The organism is Streptomyces vilmorinianum (genome assembly GCF_005517195.1).
GTDB classification, from domain to species: Bacteria; Actinomycetota; Actinomycetes; order Streptomycetales; family Streptomycetaceae; genus Streptomyces; species Streptomyces vilmorinianum.
In genome coordinates this window covers 4,545,994-4,563,021 of sequence record NZ_CP040244.1, presented here as the reverse complement: position 1 = coordinate 4,563,021, position 17,028 = coordinate 4,545,994, and the positions used below count along the sequence as shown (strand labels likewise).

The 17,028-nt window shown below is 69.9% G+C and carries 17 protein-coding genes and 1 pseudogene; 9 read left to right on the top strand and 9 right to left on the bottom strand.

What is annotated here, in order from left to right; all coding sequences use genetic code 11:
• Positions 1 to 102: 102 nt before the first annotated feature.
• Positions 103 to 870, top strand: a complete 768-nt coding sequence (locus FDM97_RS21395; RefSeq protein WP_254705700.1) for a response regulator — start codon at positions 103 to 105, stop codon at positions 868 to 870.
• 14 nt (positions 871 to 884) lie between these two features.
• Here FDM97_RS21395 and FDM97_RS21390 read toward each other — a convergent pair whose 3' ends face one another.
• Entirely contained in the window at positions 885 to 2,225 is a 1,341-nt protein-coding gene (locus FDM97_RS21390; protein ID WP_137992063.1) for a radical SAM protein, read from the bottom strand.
• 283 nt (positions 2,226 to 2,508) lie between these two features.
• Here FDM97_RS21390 and polX point away from each other — a divergent pair, with 283 nt between their 5' ends.
• The 3 genes from polX to FDM97_RS21370 all read left to right on the top strand — a co-directional run bounded on the left by polX (position 2,509) and on the right by FDM97_RS21370 (position 6,446).
• Positions 2,509 to 4,236, top strand: coding sequence for a DNA polymerase/3'-5' exonuclease PolX (polX, locus tag FDM97_RS21385; protein ID WP_137992061.1), 1,728 nt, complete (start codon positions 2,509 to 2,511; stop codon positions 4,234 to 4,236).
• A 327-nt stretch (positions 4,237 to 4,563) separates the two neighbouring features.
• Positions 4,564 to 5,208: a dihydrofolate reductase family protein gene (locus tag FDM97_RS21375; protein WP_137992057.1), complete on the top strand. Its 645-nt coding sequence runs from the start codon at positions 4,564 to 4,566 to the stop codon at positions 5,206 to 5,208.
• A 200-nt stretch (positions 5,209 to 5,408) separates the two neighbouring features.
• Positions 5,409 to 6,446: a PP2C family protein-serine/threonine phosphatase gene (locus FDM97_RS21370; RefSeq protein WP_254705699.1), complete on the top strand. Its 1,038-nt coding sequence runs from the start codon at positions 5,409 to 5,411 to the stop codon at positions 6,444 to 6,446.
• Positions 6,447 to 6,791: 345 nt separating this feature from the next.
• On the opposite strand, the gene FDM97_RS21360 is transcribed toward FDM97_RS21370, so the two are convergent.
• Complete coding sequence (locus tag FDM97_RS21360) at positions 6,792 to 8,495, bottom strand: serine/threonine-protein kinase (RefSeq protein ID WP_254705698.1); 1,704 nt, start codon at positions 8,493 to 8,495, stop codon at positions 6,792 to 6,794.
• A gap of 417 nt (positions 8,496 to 8,912) precedes the next feature.
• On the opposite strand from FDM97_RS21360, the gene FDM97_RS21355 reads away from it, so the two are divergent.
• The 4 genes from FDM97_RS21355 to FDM97_RS21340 all read left to right on the top strand — a co-directional run bounded on the left by FDM97_RS21355 (position 8,913) and on the right by FDM97_RS21340 (position 11,790).
• Complete coding sequence (locus tag FDM97_RS21355; RefSeq protein WP_254705697.1) at positions 8,913 to 9,251, top strand: hypothetical protein; 339 nt, start codon at positions 8,913 to 8,915, stop codon at positions 9,249 to 9,251.
• 11 nt (positions 9,252 to 9,262) lie between these two features.
• Positions 9,263 to 10,846, top strand: a complete 1,584-nt coding sequence (locus FDM97_RS21350) for a peptidoglycan-binding protein (RefSeq protein ID WP_137992052.1) — start codon at positions 9,263 to 9,265, stop codon at positions 10,844 to 10,846.
• A gap of 121 nt (positions 10,847 to 10,967) precedes the next feature.
• Positions 10,968 to 11,348: a protease inhibitor I42 family protein gene (locus tag FDM97_RS21345; RefSeq protein WP_254705696.1), complete on the top strand. Its 381-nt coding sequence runs from the start codon at positions 10,968 to 10,970 to the stop codon at positions 11,346 to 11,348.
• Between the two features lie 28 nt (positions 11,349 to 11,376).
• Positions 11,377 to 11,790, top strand: coding sequence for a hypothetical protein (locus FDM97_RS21340; RefSeq protein ID WP_137992049.1), 414 nt, complete (start codon positions 11,377 to 11,379; stop codon positions 11,788 to 11,790).
• Between the two features lie 233 nt (positions 11,791 to 12,023).
• Here the strand turns inward: FDM97_RS21340 and FDM97_RS36550 are convergent, their stop codons facing one another.
• From FDM97_RS36550 to FDM97_RS21330, 3 genes are all read right to left on the bottom strand, one after another.
• Entirely contained in the window at positions 12,024 to 12,188 is a 165-nt protein-coding gene (locus FDM97_RS36550) for a hypothetical protein (RefSeq protein ID WP_254706009.1), read from the bottom strand.
• Positions 12,189 to 12,232: 44 nt separating this feature from the next.
• Positions 12,233 to 12,691: an HAD family hydrolase gene (locus FDM97_RS21335; RefSeq protein ID WP_254705695.1), complete on the bottom strand. Its 459-nt coding sequence runs from the start codon at positions 12,689 to 12,691 to the stop codon at positions 12,233 to 12,235.
• Between the two features lie 63 nt (positions 12,692 to 12,754).
• Complete coding sequence (locus tag FDM97_RS21330) at positions 12,755 to 13,171, bottom strand: ATP-binding protein (protein ID WP_137992047.1); 417 nt, start codon at positions 13,169 to 13,171, stop codon at positions 12,755 to 12,757.
• 232 nt (positions 13,172 to 13,403) lie between these two features.
• On the opposite strand from FDM97_RS21330, the pseudogene FDM97_RS21325 reads away from it, so the two are divergent.
• Positions 13,404 to 13,919: pseudogene (locus FDM97_RS21325) on the top strand (STAS domain-containing protein); the annotation flags it as partial.
• 54 nt (positions 13,920 to 13,973) lie between these two features.
• Here FDM97_RS21325 and ehuA read toward each other — a convergent pair.
• From ehuA to ehuB, 4 genes are read right to left on the bottom strand one after another with little or no spacing between them, the layout of a single operon-like run.
• A complete protein-coding gene (gene ehuA, locus FDM97_RS21320) occupies positions 13,974 to 14,735 on the bottom strand; it encodes an ectoine/hydroxyectoine ABC transporter ATP-binding protein EhuA (RefSeq protein ID WP_137994945.1) in 762 nt (253 codons plus the stop codon).
• A gap of 37 nt (positions 14,736 to 14,772) precedes the next feature.
• A complete protein-coding gene (ehuD, locus tag FDM97_RS21315) occupies positions 14,773 to 15,408 on the bottom strand; it encodes an ectoine/hydroxyectoine ABC transporter permease subunit EhuD (RefSeq protein WP_137994944.1) in 636 nt (211 codons plus the stop codon).
• Complete coding sequence (ehuC, locus tag FDM97_RS21310) at positions 15,408 to 16,082, bottom strand: ectoine/hydroxyectoine ABC transporter permease subunit EhuC (protein ID WP_137992045.1); 675 nt, start codon at positions 16,080 to 16,082, stop codon at positions 15,408 to 15,410. The genes ehuD and ehuC overlap by 1 nt, the downstream gene beginning before the upstream one ends.
• A gap of 12 nt (positions 16,083 to 16,094) precedes the next feature.
• A complete protein-coding gene (gene ehuB, locus FDM97_RS21305) occupies positions 16,095 to 17,009 on the bottom strand; it encodes an ectoine/hydroxyectoine ABC transporter substrate-binding protein EhuB (RefSeq protein ID WP_137992043.1) in 915 nt (304 codons plus the stop codon).
• Positions 17,010 to 17,028: the final 19 nt, after the last annotated feature.

Genomic DNA, 17,028 nt, shown 5'->3' with positions numbered 1-17,028 from the left:
GGACGATGAGGGCCGTTCGGCCCTGGCCGTTCGACCCGCGCGACGACATCATGCAGAGGATCCGCGCCGGCGGACGGACCCTCAGCGGACACGGAGTGTGTGATGACGTACAGCAGTGGCGCCTCCCAGGAGAAGACCCCCATCAGGGTGTTCCTCCTCGACGACCACGAGGTGGTGCGCCGTGGCGTGCACGACCTGCTGGATGCCGAGCCCGACCTGACGGTGGTCGGCGACGCGGCCACCGCCGAGCAGGCCTTGGTACGGGCGCCGGCACTGCGCCCTGACGTCGCGGTCCTGGACGTACGTCTGCCGGACGGGGACGGCGTGAGCGTCTGCCGCGAGCTGCGCTCCCGGATGCCCGATCTGGCCTGCCTGATGCTCACCTCCTTCGACGACGAGGAGGCGCTGCTGGACGCGATCATGGCCGGGGCCTCCGGCTATGTCCTCAAGCAGATCACCGGCACCGACCTCGTCCACGCCGTACGGACCGTGGCGTCCGGCCAGTCCATGCTCGACCCCGGCGCCACGGCCCGTGTCATGGCGCGCCTGCGCGGCGGAGCCCCGCAGGACGAACAGCCGGACGGGCTGCCCGCGCTCACCGACCGGGAACGGGAGATCCTGGCGCTCGTGGGGGAGGGGCTGACCAACCGGGAGATCGGCAGGCGGCTCTACCTCGCGGAGAAGACGGTCAAGAACAACATCTCCCGGCTGCTCGCCAAGCTCGGTGTGGAACGGCGGGTGCAGGCCGCCGTCATCGCCACCCAGGCACTGGCACCCCGAGGCGGCCAGTCGGGCCCGTCTGGCCAGTCGGGCCCGACGGGCCAGGCCGTCCCGGGCTCGTCGCCGTACGAGGCCCGCTCGCGTCGCTAGGCGGGCTCGGGTCGCTAGGCGGGCTCGCCCTGCTCTTCGAGTCCTTCCAGGCTGTCCATGAAGGAGCTGACGGAGAACACGGCCCGGCCCGGACCGGCCGGGCCGTAGCCGGGCGGGGAGCTCAGCCCGTACTCCTCGAGCGTCGCGCGGTACGTCTCCAGCAGACGGATGTGGTACTCGAGCGGTGCGCCCAGGGGGTTGGCCTTGCCGAGGGGCGTCGTCGGCTCCGGGCACCAGGTGGTGAACCGGGGGACGACGCCGTTCGACATGAAGAACCGCAGGCCCTCGGCGGTCGACTCGATCGCCTCGCTCACCTTGGTGAAGCCGAACGGCTCGGCCATCTCGATGCCCGCCACGAAGTTGGGGATCACGTTCCGGGGCCCGAACACCTCGGCGGAGTCCAGGATCCTGCGGTGCCATTCGTCGCGGCCGACGTAGCGTTCCTTGCCGGGGCAGTGGAGCTGGAACAGCCTGCGGTCCCACACCTCGAAGTTGGGGTGGTAGATCCGGATGCCGTAGTCGTGGAAGCGCTGCACGGCGTCACGGGGCAGCGCCTGGGCGACGACCTTTCCGGTCCAGCGGCCCGGGAAGCGCTCCTCGATGGCCTTCGCGTAGTGGCCGTAGAAGTCGGCCTCGTCGCGACCGGCGACCTGCGAGGTGATCGAGCCGCCGGTGAGGGTGTAGGCCCGGGAGGTCCCCGCCGTGTCGTAGCGGTCGATGATCTCCAGGGCCTCCAGCACCTCCTCGACCGGCTTCACCCCGGTGTACGGACGGCCCGCCGCCTTGTGCTGGCGCCAGTTGTGGTTGATGTCGCAGAACTGGCACTCCTCCTTGGCGCCGAAGTACTGGCACACCCGAAAGACCGTCAGATAGATGAGATAGCCCCACTGGATGGTCGGTGCCACCTCCATCACCGACTTGCCGTTCGACAGCGTGTGCCGGTAGTACTCCGGCATCGGAGGCAGGCCGACGTCCGCGATCCGCACGCCGTCCAGATACAGCCCGAGCGCGCCGTCCTCGCCGGCCCGCACCGTGTACGGGGAGTCGGGGTTGACCCGTACTGACACGACGGTGCGCCGCAGTTCGTAGGGGCCACCGGTCAGCACGATCTCCTCCGGCGGCCGGTTGAGCGCGGCGGCGCCGAGTTCCGGCAGCGTGCGATGGTCGAAGGAGAAGATGAAGTACGACTTCGGCTTGACGTCGCCGGAGGCCCCGTCGGCGGTGCCGCTGAGCGCGGACTCGTCGAAGGCGATGCCGCCCCGCAGCAGGTCTTCCTTGATCACGGCTTCCCGGGGCACGTGCGGAAAGCGCCCCATCAGGTCCTCGATCAGCGCGGTACGGCTCTGGCTCTCCATGTGATCTCCTCTTCGGATGGGTGGACGTCGGCCCGGGCGGTGTCGAGTTCGGCGCCGGGCGCGGACACGTGCCGGTGACGGAGGCGATCACCCCCCGCCCGTCGCATGCTCCAACGCCGCCTGCTCCCTGGGTACGTCCATGAAGGACACGCTATCTGCTTGATCAAGCAGAAACGTCCCCGGGAGGGAGCACGGGCGGCAGGGGGTCCCAGCCGGTGGTGCCGGGCCCGCGACCAAGGCGCCCGGCGTGCCTGTCCGGGGCTCGCGGGGGCACCCTGGAGGCATGGCCCGAGCCAACGACGAGGTCGAGGCGCTCCTCCAGGAGTACGCCGACATCATCGCGATCCGGGGCGGGGAGGCCTTCAAGGCGCGTGCCTACGAGAAGGCCGCACGCGCCGTCGCGGGCTACCCGCAGGACGTCTCGACACTGGACGCGAAGGGGCTGATCGAGATTCCGAACGTCGGCAGGTCCGTCGCCGACAAGATCTCGGAGTACCTGCGGACCGGCCGCATGTCCGTCGTCGACGAGGCCCGGACGTCCGTGCCGGCCGGAGTGCGCGAGCTGATCGCGATTCCGGGGCTCGGGCCCCGCAAGGCCATGGTCGTCTACGAGGAGCTCGGCATCACCACCGTCGACCAGCTGATCGACGCCATCCACCAGGAACGTCTGCGCGACCTGAAGGGCTTCGGGGAGCGGACCGAGGAGAACATCCTGCACGGCATCTCCGTCCTGCAGAAGGCCGGCGAGGGCCGGATCCTCGTCAGCGCCGCCATGGACATCGCCGAGCAGCTCGTCGCGGAGCTGTCGGACATCCGCGGCTGCGTCCGGTGCACGTACGCGGGGTCCCTGCGCCGCATGAAGGAGACCATCGGCGACATCGACATCCTGGTGGCGGCGCGCCGGTCGGCCCCGTTCATGGACGCCCTCGCCGCCCTCCCGCACACGGCCGAGGTCATCGCGCACGGGGAGAAGAAGACCTCCGTACGGACCGTCACGGGCCTCCAGGTGGACCTCCGGGTCCTGCCCCCGGCCTCCTGGGGCGCGGGACTGCAGTACTTCACCGGCTCCAAGGCGCACAACATCCGCACGCGCGAACTCGCGGTGCGCCAAGGCCTCAAGCTGTCCGAGTACGGGCTCTTCGACGCCGAGAGCGGCGAGAGCATCACGTCCGAGACGGAGGAAGCGATCTACGAGAGGCTCGGACTGCCCTGGATCCCGCCGACCCTGCGCGAGGACCGGGGCGAGATCGCGGCCGGGCTGCGCGGCGAACTCCCCGAGCTCCTGACGGAGAAGGACATCCGCGGCGATCTGCACACCCACACCGACCTCACCGACGGGCTGGCCCCGCTGGAGGACATGATCGCCACCGCTGCCGCCCGCGGATACGCCTATTACGCCGTGACCGACCACGCCCCGAACCTGTACATGCAGCGCATGACCGATGAGAAGATCCTCGCCCAGCGCGAGCGGGTACGCGCACTCGACGGCGCGCACCACAGGATGCGGCTGCTGCACGGCACGGAACTCAACATCGGCCCGGACGGCTCCCTGGACTGGCCCGACGAGTTCCTCGCGGACTTCGACATCTGCGTGGCCTCGGTCCACTCCCACTTCAACCAGAGCAGGCGGGAACTCACCCGCCGTCTCATCCGCGCCTGCGAGAACCCGTACGTCGCCGTCATCGGCCATCCCACGACCCGCCGGATCGGCAAACGCCCGGGCATCGACGCCGACTTCGACGCGGTCTTCGAGGCCTGCGCGCGGGCGGGCACCGCGCTGGAGATCAACGCGCATCCCGAGCGGCTCGACCTGCGCGACGAGGACATCCTGCGCGCGAAACGGCACGGCGTGAAGTTCGCCGTGAACTCCGACGCACACGCCACCACGCATCTGCCGTACATGCGCTACGGGGTGGCCACGGCTCAGCGCGGCTGGCTGACCGACGACGACGTCATCAACACGTGGCCGCTGACGAAACTGCGCCGCTTCCTGGCCAAGAGGGGCGCCTGACGGAGCCGGAGGAAGGGGTTCGAGGCGCCGGAACACGGCCCGCAGGTCAAGGGCCGTGCCCGCCCGACGGCTCGCCCGAGGCATGGGCTCGTTCGTCAAGCGCTGCGCCTGCGCCCAGCCGACTCGTTGCCCACACGCGTACGCCTGGCCGACGGGCCGGGACGGGCAGCCAACCCAACCGTTCTCGTGGGGCCCGCAGGGTAGTGGGACGGCGGCGGTGCGTGACGGATGTCCCGGAAGGAAGCCGGTTCCGGCGCGGCGATGAGTCTGCGGGCACCCGCAGGTCTATCTCTTGACGGAGACAAACCGACTCATCGGGAGTGAGCCATGGGCCTCATCCACATCGAGCTGTTCGCGACCCTCGACCTCGTCGGGCAGGCGCCCGGCGGCCCCGACGAGGACCCGGTGGGGTTCCCGTTCGGCGGCTGGCAGGCGCCCCTGCTTGACGAGGTCGCCGGGGCGCAGATCGGTGCCGCGTACGAGGGCACGGACGCCCTCCTGCTCGGCCGGCGGACGTACGACATCTTCGCCGCCTACTGGCCTCACCAGGAGGGTGGCGAGGACAACGAGATCGCCACGCTCTTCAACAGCGTCCCGAAGTACGTGGCCTCTCGCGGCACGCCCGACCTCTCGTGGGCCGGGTCCACGCAGCTCGGCCCGGACCTCGCCGACGCGGTGCGTGAGATCCGTGAGCGGCACGAGAACGTGAAGGTCGTCGGGAGCCTGAACCTCGTGCAGACCCTCCTGCGCGAGAAGCTCTTCGACCGTCTCGATCTCTGGGTGCACCCGATCGTGCTCGGCGTCGGGAAGAAAGTGTTCGACGATGGCGCGGTGCCCACCAACGTCACGCTCCTCGCACCCCCGGCAGCCAGCCCGAAGGGCACCGTGTACCTGCGCTACGGGCTCGCCGGCGGCACTCCCGCGACGGGCGACATGAGCAAACCCGATCGCGGTGTCGGAAGCGACGACTGAGCCCCCCGTGCCTTGTGGGTGCGTGCCGCTGGGGAACGGGCACCGCGATACCAGCCGCTTCTGCTGCCTGCCCTGGTGGGAGGGGCGGGCAGCCGACTCTGTTCGTCAGCGCGCTATGCCCGCATTGCGCAGATATTGTGGGACGTGTGATCGAGTCTGGACGGCCGCGGCTTCGTAGGCGCCCCGGCCCGGGAAGACTTGTGCGGCTGTCGCCGGTCATCCTGACCGTCGTCATCGCCAGCCTGGCATACAGCACTCCGCCGGAAATGGCCTTCAGCCGCCTCCTGCCCGCGGCGCCGGCCCTGGCCGCCGCCATGTGGCCGGTCCTCCCCACCGTCCTGCTCGGGACAGTCTGCCTCTTTCTGATGATCGGCCTCAGCCTCGTCTTCCCCGATCTGGGAACGTGGTGGACGGCCGCGGGGATCATCGCGGTCACCGTGGCCGCCGCGTACGGAAGCCATCTCCGGCTCCAGCGGGAGCGCACCCTCTTTCAGGTACGCCTCGTCGCCGACGCGGCGCAACAGGTGGTGCTGAGCCCCATGCCACGCCGCATCGGCAGCATCGAGATCGAGTCGCTCTATCTCGCGGCCGCGGCGGAGGCCCGCATCGGCGGGGACTTCTACGAGGTGGTCGACACGCCATACGGGGTCAGGCTGCTCATCGGAGACGTGCGGGGCAAGGGCCTGCCGGCAGTGGGGGCGGCCGCGGCGATCGTCAACGCGTTCCGGGAGGCGGCCTACGGCGAGCCCGACATGGTCGACGTCGCACGCAGGCTGGACGCCAGCAGCGCCCGTTACAACGCCGCCTTTCCCCCCGAGGGGCCGATGGAGCGCTTCGCCACCGCCCTTCTCGCCGAGATCCCGCCCGAGGGCAGACGTATCGACATCCTCAACTGCGGACACCCCCCGCCGCTGCTCCTGAACGGCGGGAAACTCCGTGTCCTCGAGACGGCCACGCCATCGCCACTGCTCAGCCTCGCGGAGCTGATCGGCGAGCAGTACAACGTCGACACCTTCGACTTCGCCCCCGGCGACCTGCTGCTCCTCTATACCGACGGAATCGCCGAGGCCCGCGCCCGCGACGGCGAGTTCTTCCCGCTGGCAGCCTGGATGCGTCGACAGCCCCCGACACCGCCCCGCGAACTGCTCACGGCCCTTCACCGCGATCTCCTCCGCTACAGCAGAGGACGCCTTGACGACGACATCGCCGCCCTCGCCGTACGCCTGTGCGAGCCCTGAGGCACGGAGCCCCGGTGAGCGGCCCGCCTTGGGCTGCGCCCGGAGGGAACGGTTGATCATCAGCGGCAGCCTCCGCAGCACCATCTTGTCCGACTGCCGCGCGGACGATGCTCCTGTGAGCGCCGGACCAACCCGCTCACCTGTCGGTTCCCGCGTTCGGCGACCCGGTCCGCCGAGAGTCGGCTCGCGGCAGAGGGGAACCCTCACCGGAACGCAGCCAAGCGGCCGTATCCAGCACATCGCGGCGGAACTGGGGGACGAAAGCCACGTTGTCGTCGCAGGTCAGCCACTCCCCAGCGGCCCACAGGTCCACTCGGCGCAGCTGGTCCAGCTCGCCGCCGTGCTCTACTTGGAGATCTTCCAGAGGGTCAGCGTGGTGACGTAGTCGGGCATGTCACTGGACAGACCCTCCTTCGTGTCCGGCAGGACATCGGTGATCCGCAGCATCGCCAGGTTGTTGTCGCTGGTGACGGTGCACAGCACCATGCCCTTGGCCAGGGTTTGTCCCTGGTTCAGGTCGTCGGCGGGGATCGAGGCCGGCAGCGTGTCGGTGTCCACGCCTGTTCTGCATTCCTCGGGCGTGGTGCCGGTGCCCCTGCCCAGAGGGGTGAGGAAGCGCAGGTCGGCGTCGCCCCAGTCCTGGTAGGTGAGTTCCATGCCGTCGTTCTGGCCGATTTCTCCGTCGGGGAACATTTTCGGCGCGTCCAGGTCCACGTGTGTGCCGGTGTTGAAGGCCGGTGCGCGCAGGGTCAGGGGCTTGTCCTTGAAGACGAGCGTGTACGCGGTCTGCTGCGGAGTGGGAGAGGGAGAGGGCGAGGAGGCCGGGGCGGAGGTCGCGGTGTGCTTGTCGTCCGCCCGGGTGTCGCCCGCGCGGCCCTTTTCGCCGTCAGGGCTCACGATCACCCAAGTCACGACTGCAGCGAGCGTCACGGCGACCGCACCGGCAGCGGCGAGCAGCGCGGGGCGGGTGCGCTTGGCGGGCGCGGGAGAGGGGGTGGCCGTCGGGGACGGCGTATGAGCCGGGCCGGGCCGCGGCGGGGCCGACACGGTGGGCTGTCCGGCCAGGTGCGCACTGGCGTCCGGCTGGGTGGGCGTGGCCGTAGGAGTCGGCTGGGGCGCCGGTTCCGGGGGACGCGCCGCAGTCGCCTCCCTGCGCGCGATCCGCTCCATGAGCGGCGCCGGCAGCCAGCCGTCGAACGCGCGCAGCGGCCGCCCCGCCGCCCGCTCGCACAGCTCCGCGAGCTCGTCCGTCGTGATGCGGGCCGCCGGATCGGCTGTGAGGCAGCGTTCAAGGAGCGTCCGCAGTGGCGCCGGGTAGCCGCTCAGATCCGGCGGCATCCGCTCCGTGTTGGCGATGCGGACGCCGAGGGCGGTCGCGCCGCCCTCGCCGTACGGATGCCGTCCGGTCGCCGCGACCGCCGCGATCAGGCCGAGCGAGAACACATCGGTGGCCGCGGTGACGGGCTCGCCCAGCGCATGTTCGGGCGACATGTACTGCGGTGTGCCGATGACTCCACCGCTGCGGGTGAGCTGCGTGGCGTCGGCCGCCTGTGCGATGCCGAAGTCGATGACGTACGGCCCGGTCGAACCGAGCAGGATGTTGGCGGGCTTCAGGTCGCGGTGGACCACGTCCGCCGCGTGGATGGAGCCGAGAGCCCGGGCCGTGCAGCCGGCCAGCTGGAAGACGGCGGGCAGGGGCAGCGGCCCGTACGTGGTGAGTGCGTCGGCGAGCGAGAGGCCGGGCACGAACGCCGAGGCGATCCAGGGAAGCGCGCCGGCGGTGTCGTGGTCGACGACCGGTACGAGGTGGTAGCCCTGCACCCGGCGGGCGGCCCGCACCTCCTGCTCGAAGCGGCGCCGGAAGTCCGGGTCCTGGCCGTACTCGCGGCGGACCACCTTGAACGCGACGGGCTGCCCGCCTCGCGTGTGCGAGAGGTACACGGTGCCCATTCCGCCCTCGCCTAGCCGGGCGAGTAGCCGGTAGCCGGCTGTCTCGCGCGGATCGAGGGGGTCGAGCGGGGCCAGTATGTCGTCGATGCCGTTCGTCACGGCAGCCCAGCCTACGTCACGTGACGAAGTGTCAAAGCGGCGCTATTTCCGAGGTTCGGGCAGGTCGAGCACCCGGCGACGCTCCCGAGCAGGCCGGTGATCGTTACGGGTGGTTCGTGATTGTGCCGACCTGAGCTGTGGTGTCGCCGATGGCGAGGCCGAGTGCGACGGGCTCCGGCGTCAGCCCGTACGCGCCGCACGCCTACGGCGAGTTGCAGGCGATCGCCGGGGTCCGGGAATGCGCGCCCAGGCGTGCGCGCCCAGACGTGCCGTGGGGGTGTGATGTGGAGGAGGTGTGTGGCTCGGACGGCGGCTGATCGTCCGTATGTACGCTGCGTGTTAGCCTGCCCGCGGTCAAGATCGAATGCGCACGGGGGAGTCACGGTGGGGCCGGATGGCTACCAGATCAAGTCAGGTTTGACCGGCCAGGCTCGGCAACTCGACGACGCCGGCACGGACATGGACGGCGTCAGCTCGGCCGTCAAGGCTCGCACGAGTTACTCGTACCGCGATGTCGGCGGCGATGACGCCGCGTCGGCGCTGAACGCGTTCGTCAAGGCCTGGGAGGCGGAGGCCAAGACACTGGCGTCGGCGTTGCACGAGCTCGGTGGCAAGGTGCAGTTGGCCAAGAAGACCTACCGCGGCACCGACGGCCTGGTGCGGACGTCCATGGACAGCGTCCCCGCCGGCGGCACGAGCGGCCTGACCGACACATCGACGCAGGGCGGACGCACCTCGGCCCTGGCGAGCTACTGAGGAGTGGGCCGATGTCGTTCTTCTCCTCTCCCCTCGACTCCCCTTCCTTCCGTCTCGACTGGCTCGCCGCGCTGTCCAAGAAGATGCTCGGTGCCGGGAGCAAGAACGAGCTCCTCGACCTGATCGACAACGCCCTCTCGGTGCCCGAACCGGGCGGCGACCAGGGCATGCTGCAGAGCCTGGCAAGGCTCTACCGCGGCCAGGTCGACCCGGTCGGCGGCGTCTTCGACCAGGTCGACCGGGTGGGCCGCAAGGGTCTTCCGGAGGTGTGGGTCGGCGACACGAGCGTCCGCGCCTCCGACGCGGTGAACGCCGCCGGGCGGTCCGCGAACCAGATGAGGGAGGCGTTCCAGGAATGCGCGTCGGTGCTCCTGACGCTGTCCGACGCGATCGGCGCAGCGCAGCGCAAGGACGAGCAGGGCCGCGGACAGTTGCTGGAGCAGAAGAAGATGCTCGGCGGCAAGGACGGCTTCTTCGACGACCTGCACGAGAACGACGAGGAGGAGTGGGACCGTAAGAACGCCGCCCACTTCGGTTCCTACGCGGTCGACCTGATGCACGACGCCGTCTCGGACGCGCAGGAGGCCACTCGCGTCGCGGCCCGCGACCTGAACAAGTGGGCCGCCGAGGCGCGGGCCGGGAAGATGGAGACGAGCGAACTCACCGCCGTCGACAAGCTGATGCTCGCCGACACCGGCGTCGCGGGCGCCGACGCCGAACTGAACGAGATCCTCACCGCCGGCGACCTGGCGCGCGCGTCGACGCGTATGGACATGCTGAGCCTCGACGACGAGACGGCCATGGAGCGGATGCTGGCGAGGTCGGACAACCCGCAGGAGCGGGCCTACCTGATGAAGGCCCTGGCCGCCGGCCACAGCGTCGCCGAGATCGAGAAGTTCCAGGACAAGATCCACGGCAAGGATCCCGACTGGCTGCGGCGGCACCTCAGTCCGGTGGTCACCGCCGCGGACAGCATGAACGACGAGGGCCTGGCGCCGGACGGCTCGAACAACAACACGGACTACATGACGTTCAACGGCCAGCGGTGGGTCCAGGGCGGCGACGGCTCCGAGGGCACCTGTGTGGCCTCGTCCACCGTCACGTCCCGCGCCATGGTCGATCCCCTGTACGCGCTCGAACTCACCGGCGGCCCCGACGGGCAGCAGGACGACCCCAACGCCTTCAAGCAGCGCCTGGTGGCCGAACAGCACCGGCTGCACACCGAAGGCGAAGGCGGCAAGAACTGGACGGGCATGGGGCCCGAGGGGCAGGAGCGGATCAACGACACGGCCGTCGGCACGGCCACCGGCACGGACTACCAGCGTCAGGACCTGAACAGCGCCGCCGACCGCAGGGCGGTCCTCACCGAAGTCGAGAGGTCGGTGGCGCAGGGGCGGCCGGTGCCGGTCGACGTCTCGGGCAAGGAGGGCGCCCACGCCATGACCATCATCGCCCAGGAGGGGGACATGCTTCAGGTGTACAACCCCTGGGGATCGACCACCTGGGTCAGCGAGGACGACTTCATCAACGGCCGCATGGGCAAGGCTTCCAACAATGATCTCCCCAACGCGTACAGCGTCTATCTTCCGCGGTAGCAGGGGCGGTGCCGCGATCGCGGCGGCCGCCCTCCTCGCTCTCGCCACCGGCTGCGGCTCGGGCACCGAGGAACCGGGCGGTGGCTCCCCGAGCACCGCGAGCCGTACGAAGAGCCACCCGGTGAGTGACACCAGCATCACTGCCGAGCCGGGCGAGCGCTTCACGCTCACCGTCGACCAGAACGTCTCCACCCGCGAGTACTGGTACCTGGTCGACCCCGAGCCCGACAGCTCCGTGCTGGTCAGCCGCGGCCGGGACTACGCATCGGACTCCGGCGACGAGCCGGTGGACGGTGCCGGTGGCCGGCTCACCTTCACCTTCGAGGCCATGGGCAAGGGGACCACGCGGTTCACGCTGCTGCACTGCACTTTCGCCACCTGCCAGGGCAACAACTCCACCCTGCCCCCCACGACGACCGGGCCCTCCGTCACCCCGACCACAGGGGCGGCCACCCCCTCCCAGGCCCCCGAGCGCATCACCTACACCGTCACCGTCAACTGAGCTGAGACGAGATATCCGAGGCCCCACCATGAACGACGACTCCCCCTATCCGCCGGACCGCACGGACGACGAGCTGGCCGAGCTCGACATCACCGTCCTTCTGCGTTATGGCCTCGCCGCCGAGCCCGGCAGCCGGCGCACCGCCCTGTTCGGCGACGGCGCCGCGGCAGCGGCCGTCATCCTCGACCGCCTCGGCACCGAGCCGCGCTCCGTCGCCTTCCTCGCCGACACCGTGCGCGCCGGCGGACTCGCCCGAGCCGCGGAGCTGCCCGAGCCCCTGCCCCGCCGGGAGGCGGCCGTCCTCGTACGGGAGTGGCTGCGGGCCGGCACCGAACTCGCGGGCGGGACCGCCGCCGACGACACCGCGGCCACGTGGCTGCGCGCCGTCGCGACCATCATCGAACTGAAGCAGCTGACTCGGGCGCGGAGCCGGAGTACGTGATCTGAGCAGCCGATCCGAGCACGTGAGATAGGCCCCGTACCACTGGAGTCCGTCCATGACATGCTCGACCAGGGCTTCGTGCTCCTGCGTGTCCACGGGCAGAGTCTCGAGCTCGCTCGTGGTGATCCGGTCGGATGCCAGAGTCGCGAACGAGCCTTTACCGACCAGTGCCCACGCGGGCTGTCCGTCGATGTCGGCCCGCGCCAGACCGTGGACGTGGCGAGAGGGCGTGGTCACAACAGACTCCCTTCGAGGAAGGGGCCCAGGGACAGGAGCCTCAGCAGGTTCTTCGGGGACTCGGCGATCACAGGGGAGGGGGAACCCGGGCAGCCGTAGCCCCAGCCCGCATGGACGTACGGAACTCCGGCGCGGCGGGCGGCTTCCTGGTCGACCGCCATGTCGCCCACGTACACGGCGTCAGCGGGGTCGACACACAGGTCGATCAGGGAGAGGAGAATCGGGTCCGGCGAGGGCTTGCCACGCCCACCACCGCTCGGCGTACGCACCGTGGAGAACGGGCATCCGAGGCGGGCCAAGAGGGGGCGGCCCGGTCAAGGGGCTTGGACGTGACGATGCCGAGGAGCCAGCCGGCGGTAACGAAGGCGTGAAGGACCTCCTCGATGCCGTCGAACTCGCGCGCACGGTGGGCCGCTGCGATCGACGCCTCGTCGTACGTACGGTGAAGCCGCTCGGACTCGGCGAACCCGAGCCGTTCCATGATGTCGGCGAACGGCCGGCCGAGGTGGCGCTCGTACTCCTCGAACGGTACGTCGAGACCGTGCTCGTTCAGGACTTGCTGCCATGCGCGCTCCATGACCGGGCGGGTGTCGAGGAGTACGCCGTCGAGGTCGAGCAGCAGCGCCTTCAGGGGTAAGGGCGAGGGCGGGAGCAGGGTGGGCATGAGGTATTTCCGGTGGAGTGGATCAGGGGGCGATGGAGCTCTCGGGGCGCTTCACGAAGGCGATCACCCGCTTGCCGCTACCGTCCCGCTTGGGACAGGCGGTCCAGGCGTCAGCCACGGCGGATACGAGGAACAGGCCGCGTCCGCCAGTCGAGAAGGGGGAGGCGACCCGCGGGACGGGGGCTCGGGGGAGTTGTCCTCCACTTCGATCCCCACGATGTCCGCCTGGAAGGCGAGCGTCAGCGTGATCTCGTCAACGTTCCTGTCCGCCGCACTCGGCCAGTCGTCCGGTTCGGCAGGCCGGCGACCGTGCTGCTCGGCGTTCGTCGTGAGCTCGCTGACGATCAGCACGGTTTCGTCCAGGAGGTCTTCGACTCCCCAGGCGATCAAGGCCGCGCGGGTGAACGAGCGGGCGCGACTCGGCGCCAGCTCGTCGGCGGGCAGTGTGAGACTCGTCCGATGCTCGGGGGCGTCGATCACGCTGCCCAGGTTTCCGATTCGTTCCATGATCGCCTTCTCGCAGGTCGTACCTCAGCCCCTGAGGGAAGCGTCCGGTTGTTGCGTCGCAGCGCGCGAACCGGCCGCCCGCTTCTCCGCAATGAGCGAATGAGGGCCTCGGCATGCGTCGTTCGGATACGGTGTGATCAGCTCGTACCGACGATGAAAACGGCCAGGCGGCCTCGCCGGGAGACTTCGCATGGGGCCCGGTGCGCTGGCCGCCCTGGTGGCCGTCATGATCATGGTGTCGTTCGCGACCTTCGACTGGCACTCCATCGCTCCCAAGACAATCAAGCGCATGCCGGCCGGCGAGATCGCCGTCATGGTCATCACCGTCGCGGCCGTCGTGGCGACCCACAACCTGGCCATCGGCGCCGTCGTCGGCTCGATCACCGCCATGATCATCTTTGCCAAGCGGGTCGCCCACCTCGCCGAGGTCACCGCGGTCGTCGACCCAGACGGCACCACGGTCGTCTACCGGGTCACCGGCGAGCTGTTCTTCGCCTCCTCCAACGACCTCGTCGGCCAGTTCGACTACGCAGGTGACCCGAAGAACGTCGTCATCGACCTCAGCGCCGCCCACATCTGGGACGCCTCATCCGTCGCCTCCCTCGACGCCATCGAGAACAAGTACGCCCAGCGCGGCAAGACCGTCGAGATCACCGGCCTCAACACCCCCAGCGCCCGGCTCCACGGCAAGCTCAGCGGCGAACTGACAGCCGGACACTGACGACGGAGCCACACCGGCCCGCCTCGTCGACAAGCCAGACCTTCGCCGAATCCGTCAGCGGACCGTCCGCAGGAACGCCTGCGTGCGCTCGTGCTCGGGTTCGTCGAGGAGCTGCTCCGGACGGCCGGACTCCAGGACGCGCCCGTGGTCGAACATCATGATCCGGTCGGAGACGTCCCGCGCGAAGCCCATCTCGTGGGTCACGCACAGCATGGTGATGTCGGTGGTGCGGGCCACCTCGCGCAGGACGTCGAGCACTTCTGCCACGAGCTCCGGGTCGAGCGCGGACGTCACCTCGTCCAGGAGCAGGATCTCCGGGCGCATCGCGAGCGCGCGGGCGATGGCGACGCGCTGTTGCTGGCCGCCGGAGAGCCGCGTGGGGTGGGCGTCATGCTTGTCGGCGAGGCCTACGAGATCCAGCAGCTCTCGGGCGCGGCGAGCGGCCACGTCCTTGTCCAGGCCGAGGACGTGGACCGGCGCCTCCGTCACATTGGCCAGGACGGTCAAGTGGGGGAACAGGTTGAACTGCTGGAACACCATGCCGATGCGTCTGCGACGCGGGGCGAGGTAGCGCTCGCTCGCCGGGACCAGCTGCCCGCCGGGACCGGCCGGCATGTGGGAGAACGGCTTTCCGTCCACGTGGATGACGCCGTCGGTGACGCGCTCCAGGGTCATGAGCAGGCGGAGGATCGTGGTCTTTCCCGAGCCGCTCGGACCGATCAGCGTCACACGCTCACCGGGGGCGACGGTCAGATCGAGGCCGTCGAGGACGGTGTGATCGCCGAAGCGCTTCGTCACCTGGTCGAAGCGGATCATCTCGGGTGCATTGCTGGGGTCGGCGACCGGCCGGCTGTCAGTGGGCAAGGCGTGCCTCCAGGCGTCGTACCAGAGCGGATGTCGGCCAGCTCGCGATCAGGAAGACGGCGGCGGCGAGGGTGAAGGACTCCAGATAGGCGAAGTGGGTGCTGCCGAAGGTGCTCGCCTCGTGGACCATCTCGTGCACGGTGATGACCGACAGGAACGGGGTCTCCTTGAACATGGAGATCGCGTAGTTCCCCAGTGCGGGCAGGACGTTGCGTACCGCCTGAGGAAGGACCACCGCCCGCCAGACCCGGCGGTGGGGAAGAGAAAGGGCCGTGCACGCCTCCCACTGGCCCTTCGGCACGGCGTCGATGCCCGCGCGGTAGACCTCCGAGAGATACGTCGCGTAGTGCAGACCAAGGACCGCTATGCCGAGCGGCAGCGCGTCCAGACCGGAGATCAGAACCCATGCGGCGAAGAGCTGCACCATGACCGGGGTGGAGCGCACGAAGTGCGCCAGGAAGCTCACCGGGAGGGCGATCCACCGGGTGCCCGCGCGCTGGAGCAGCGCGATGACGAGCCCCGCCAGCACCGCGACGGCGAAGCCGAGGAGCGTGGCGAGGAGTGTGACGCCGAAGCCCTTGAGGACGACAGGCAGGGCGGCGCGAGCCGCTTCCATGTCCCACATCACGCATCGCCCCCCTGGCCGAGCCGTTCCTTCGCGGTGCGCTCCAGGGCGTTCATCCCGGCGCCCAGGAGGGCGGCCACGCCGAAGTAGAGCAGGAGCAGCAGCAGATAGGCGGCGGCCGTGCCACCGGTCGCCGACCGCAGCTGGTCGATCTGGAAGGTGAGATCGGCGACGGTCACCAGGGAGAGCAGCGGGGTGGCCTTGAGCAGCTGGATGAGCAGGTTCTTGAAGGGCGGGATCATCAGGACGTACGCCTGCGGCAGCACGACCCGCCGCAGGCGCAGCCCCGGCCCCATGCCGAGCGCGATCGCCGCCTCGCTCTGGGCACGGGGCACCGCGTTCACCGCGCCCCGCACGACCTCCGCTCCGTACGCGCCGTAGTTGAGCCCGAAGGCGAGCACCCCGCACGCCATCGGTTCCAGGCGGAAGCCGAGCATCGGCAGCGCGAAGAAGAGCCAGAAGAGCTGTACGTAAAGCGAGGTCCCGCGCAGGAACTCGACCGTGACTCGCGTGGCGCCCCGGACCGGCAGCCGCGACGACCGGGAAGCCAGGCCCAGAGCGAAGGCGAGGACGAGAGCGAGGGCGGCGCCCAGCACGGTGGCCTCCAGGGTGACAAGGAGGCCTTCGCCGACGTCGGGCAGCGCCCGGCCGAGTTCGGGGAGGAAGTCAGCCATGCCCGGGTCCCGTCACGCCGTGCACAGGTCGGCCGTGCGCAGGGTGCGTGGCGGCACCTCGCGTGCGGTGAAGCCGTACTTCCCGACGAGCCGCACATAGCGGGCCGGATCGGCGGTGATCTTGGCCAGCTCCTGGTTGAAGGCGTCTCGGAGGCTGGTGGCTCCCGGCCGGAAGACGGCGCCTCCGGGGCTGTGCTGTTCGACTCCGTTCACGACGGGCACGAACGGTTCGAGTACCTCAACGGCCGCGCCCTTGTTGGTTCGGGCGAGCCAGCGCAGGGAGATGCCGGTGAGGGCGAAGGCGTCGACGCGGCCGGCGAGCAGGGCGTCCAGTCCGTCCTGTTGCTTCGCCAGCGCTTTCACCGAACCGTCCGGTACACCGGCCGCCTTGGCGTACGACGTCTCCACGGCGGCGGTGAGCACGCCGACGGTGGCGCCCTTGGCCGCGCAGGACTTCAGGTCGGTCAGCCCGTTCGGATTTCCCTTCGGCACCATGAGAGCGGTGGGGGAGACGAACTCGGGCTCGGAGAAGATCACCTTGGCGCAGCGCTCGGGGGTGATCGCCATACCGGCGCTGACCACGTCGAACCGTCCGGCGAGCAGCCCCGGGATCAGAGCGCCGAACTCGGTCAGTGTGGGCCGCAGTTCGGGGATGCCGAGCGCGGTGAGGATCTCGCGGTGGAGAGTCGGGGCCTCGCCGGTGAGTTCGCCGCCGTCCTGGAAGCCGTACGGTGCCTCGCCGGCGAAGCCGACCCGGACGTGGCCCTGCTCGCGCAGCTTCGCCAGCAGGTCGGCGTCGCCGGTCGGGGCGCCGCTGCCGGCCTCCGTACGGCTGCACGCGGTGAGGAGCCCCGGAGCGGCGATTCCCGCGCCCAGGAGCGCGCCGCCGGTGAGGAAGAGGCGTCTCCGGGTGAGTGAGGGGGTCATGTCGTCCCTTCTCCAGCGC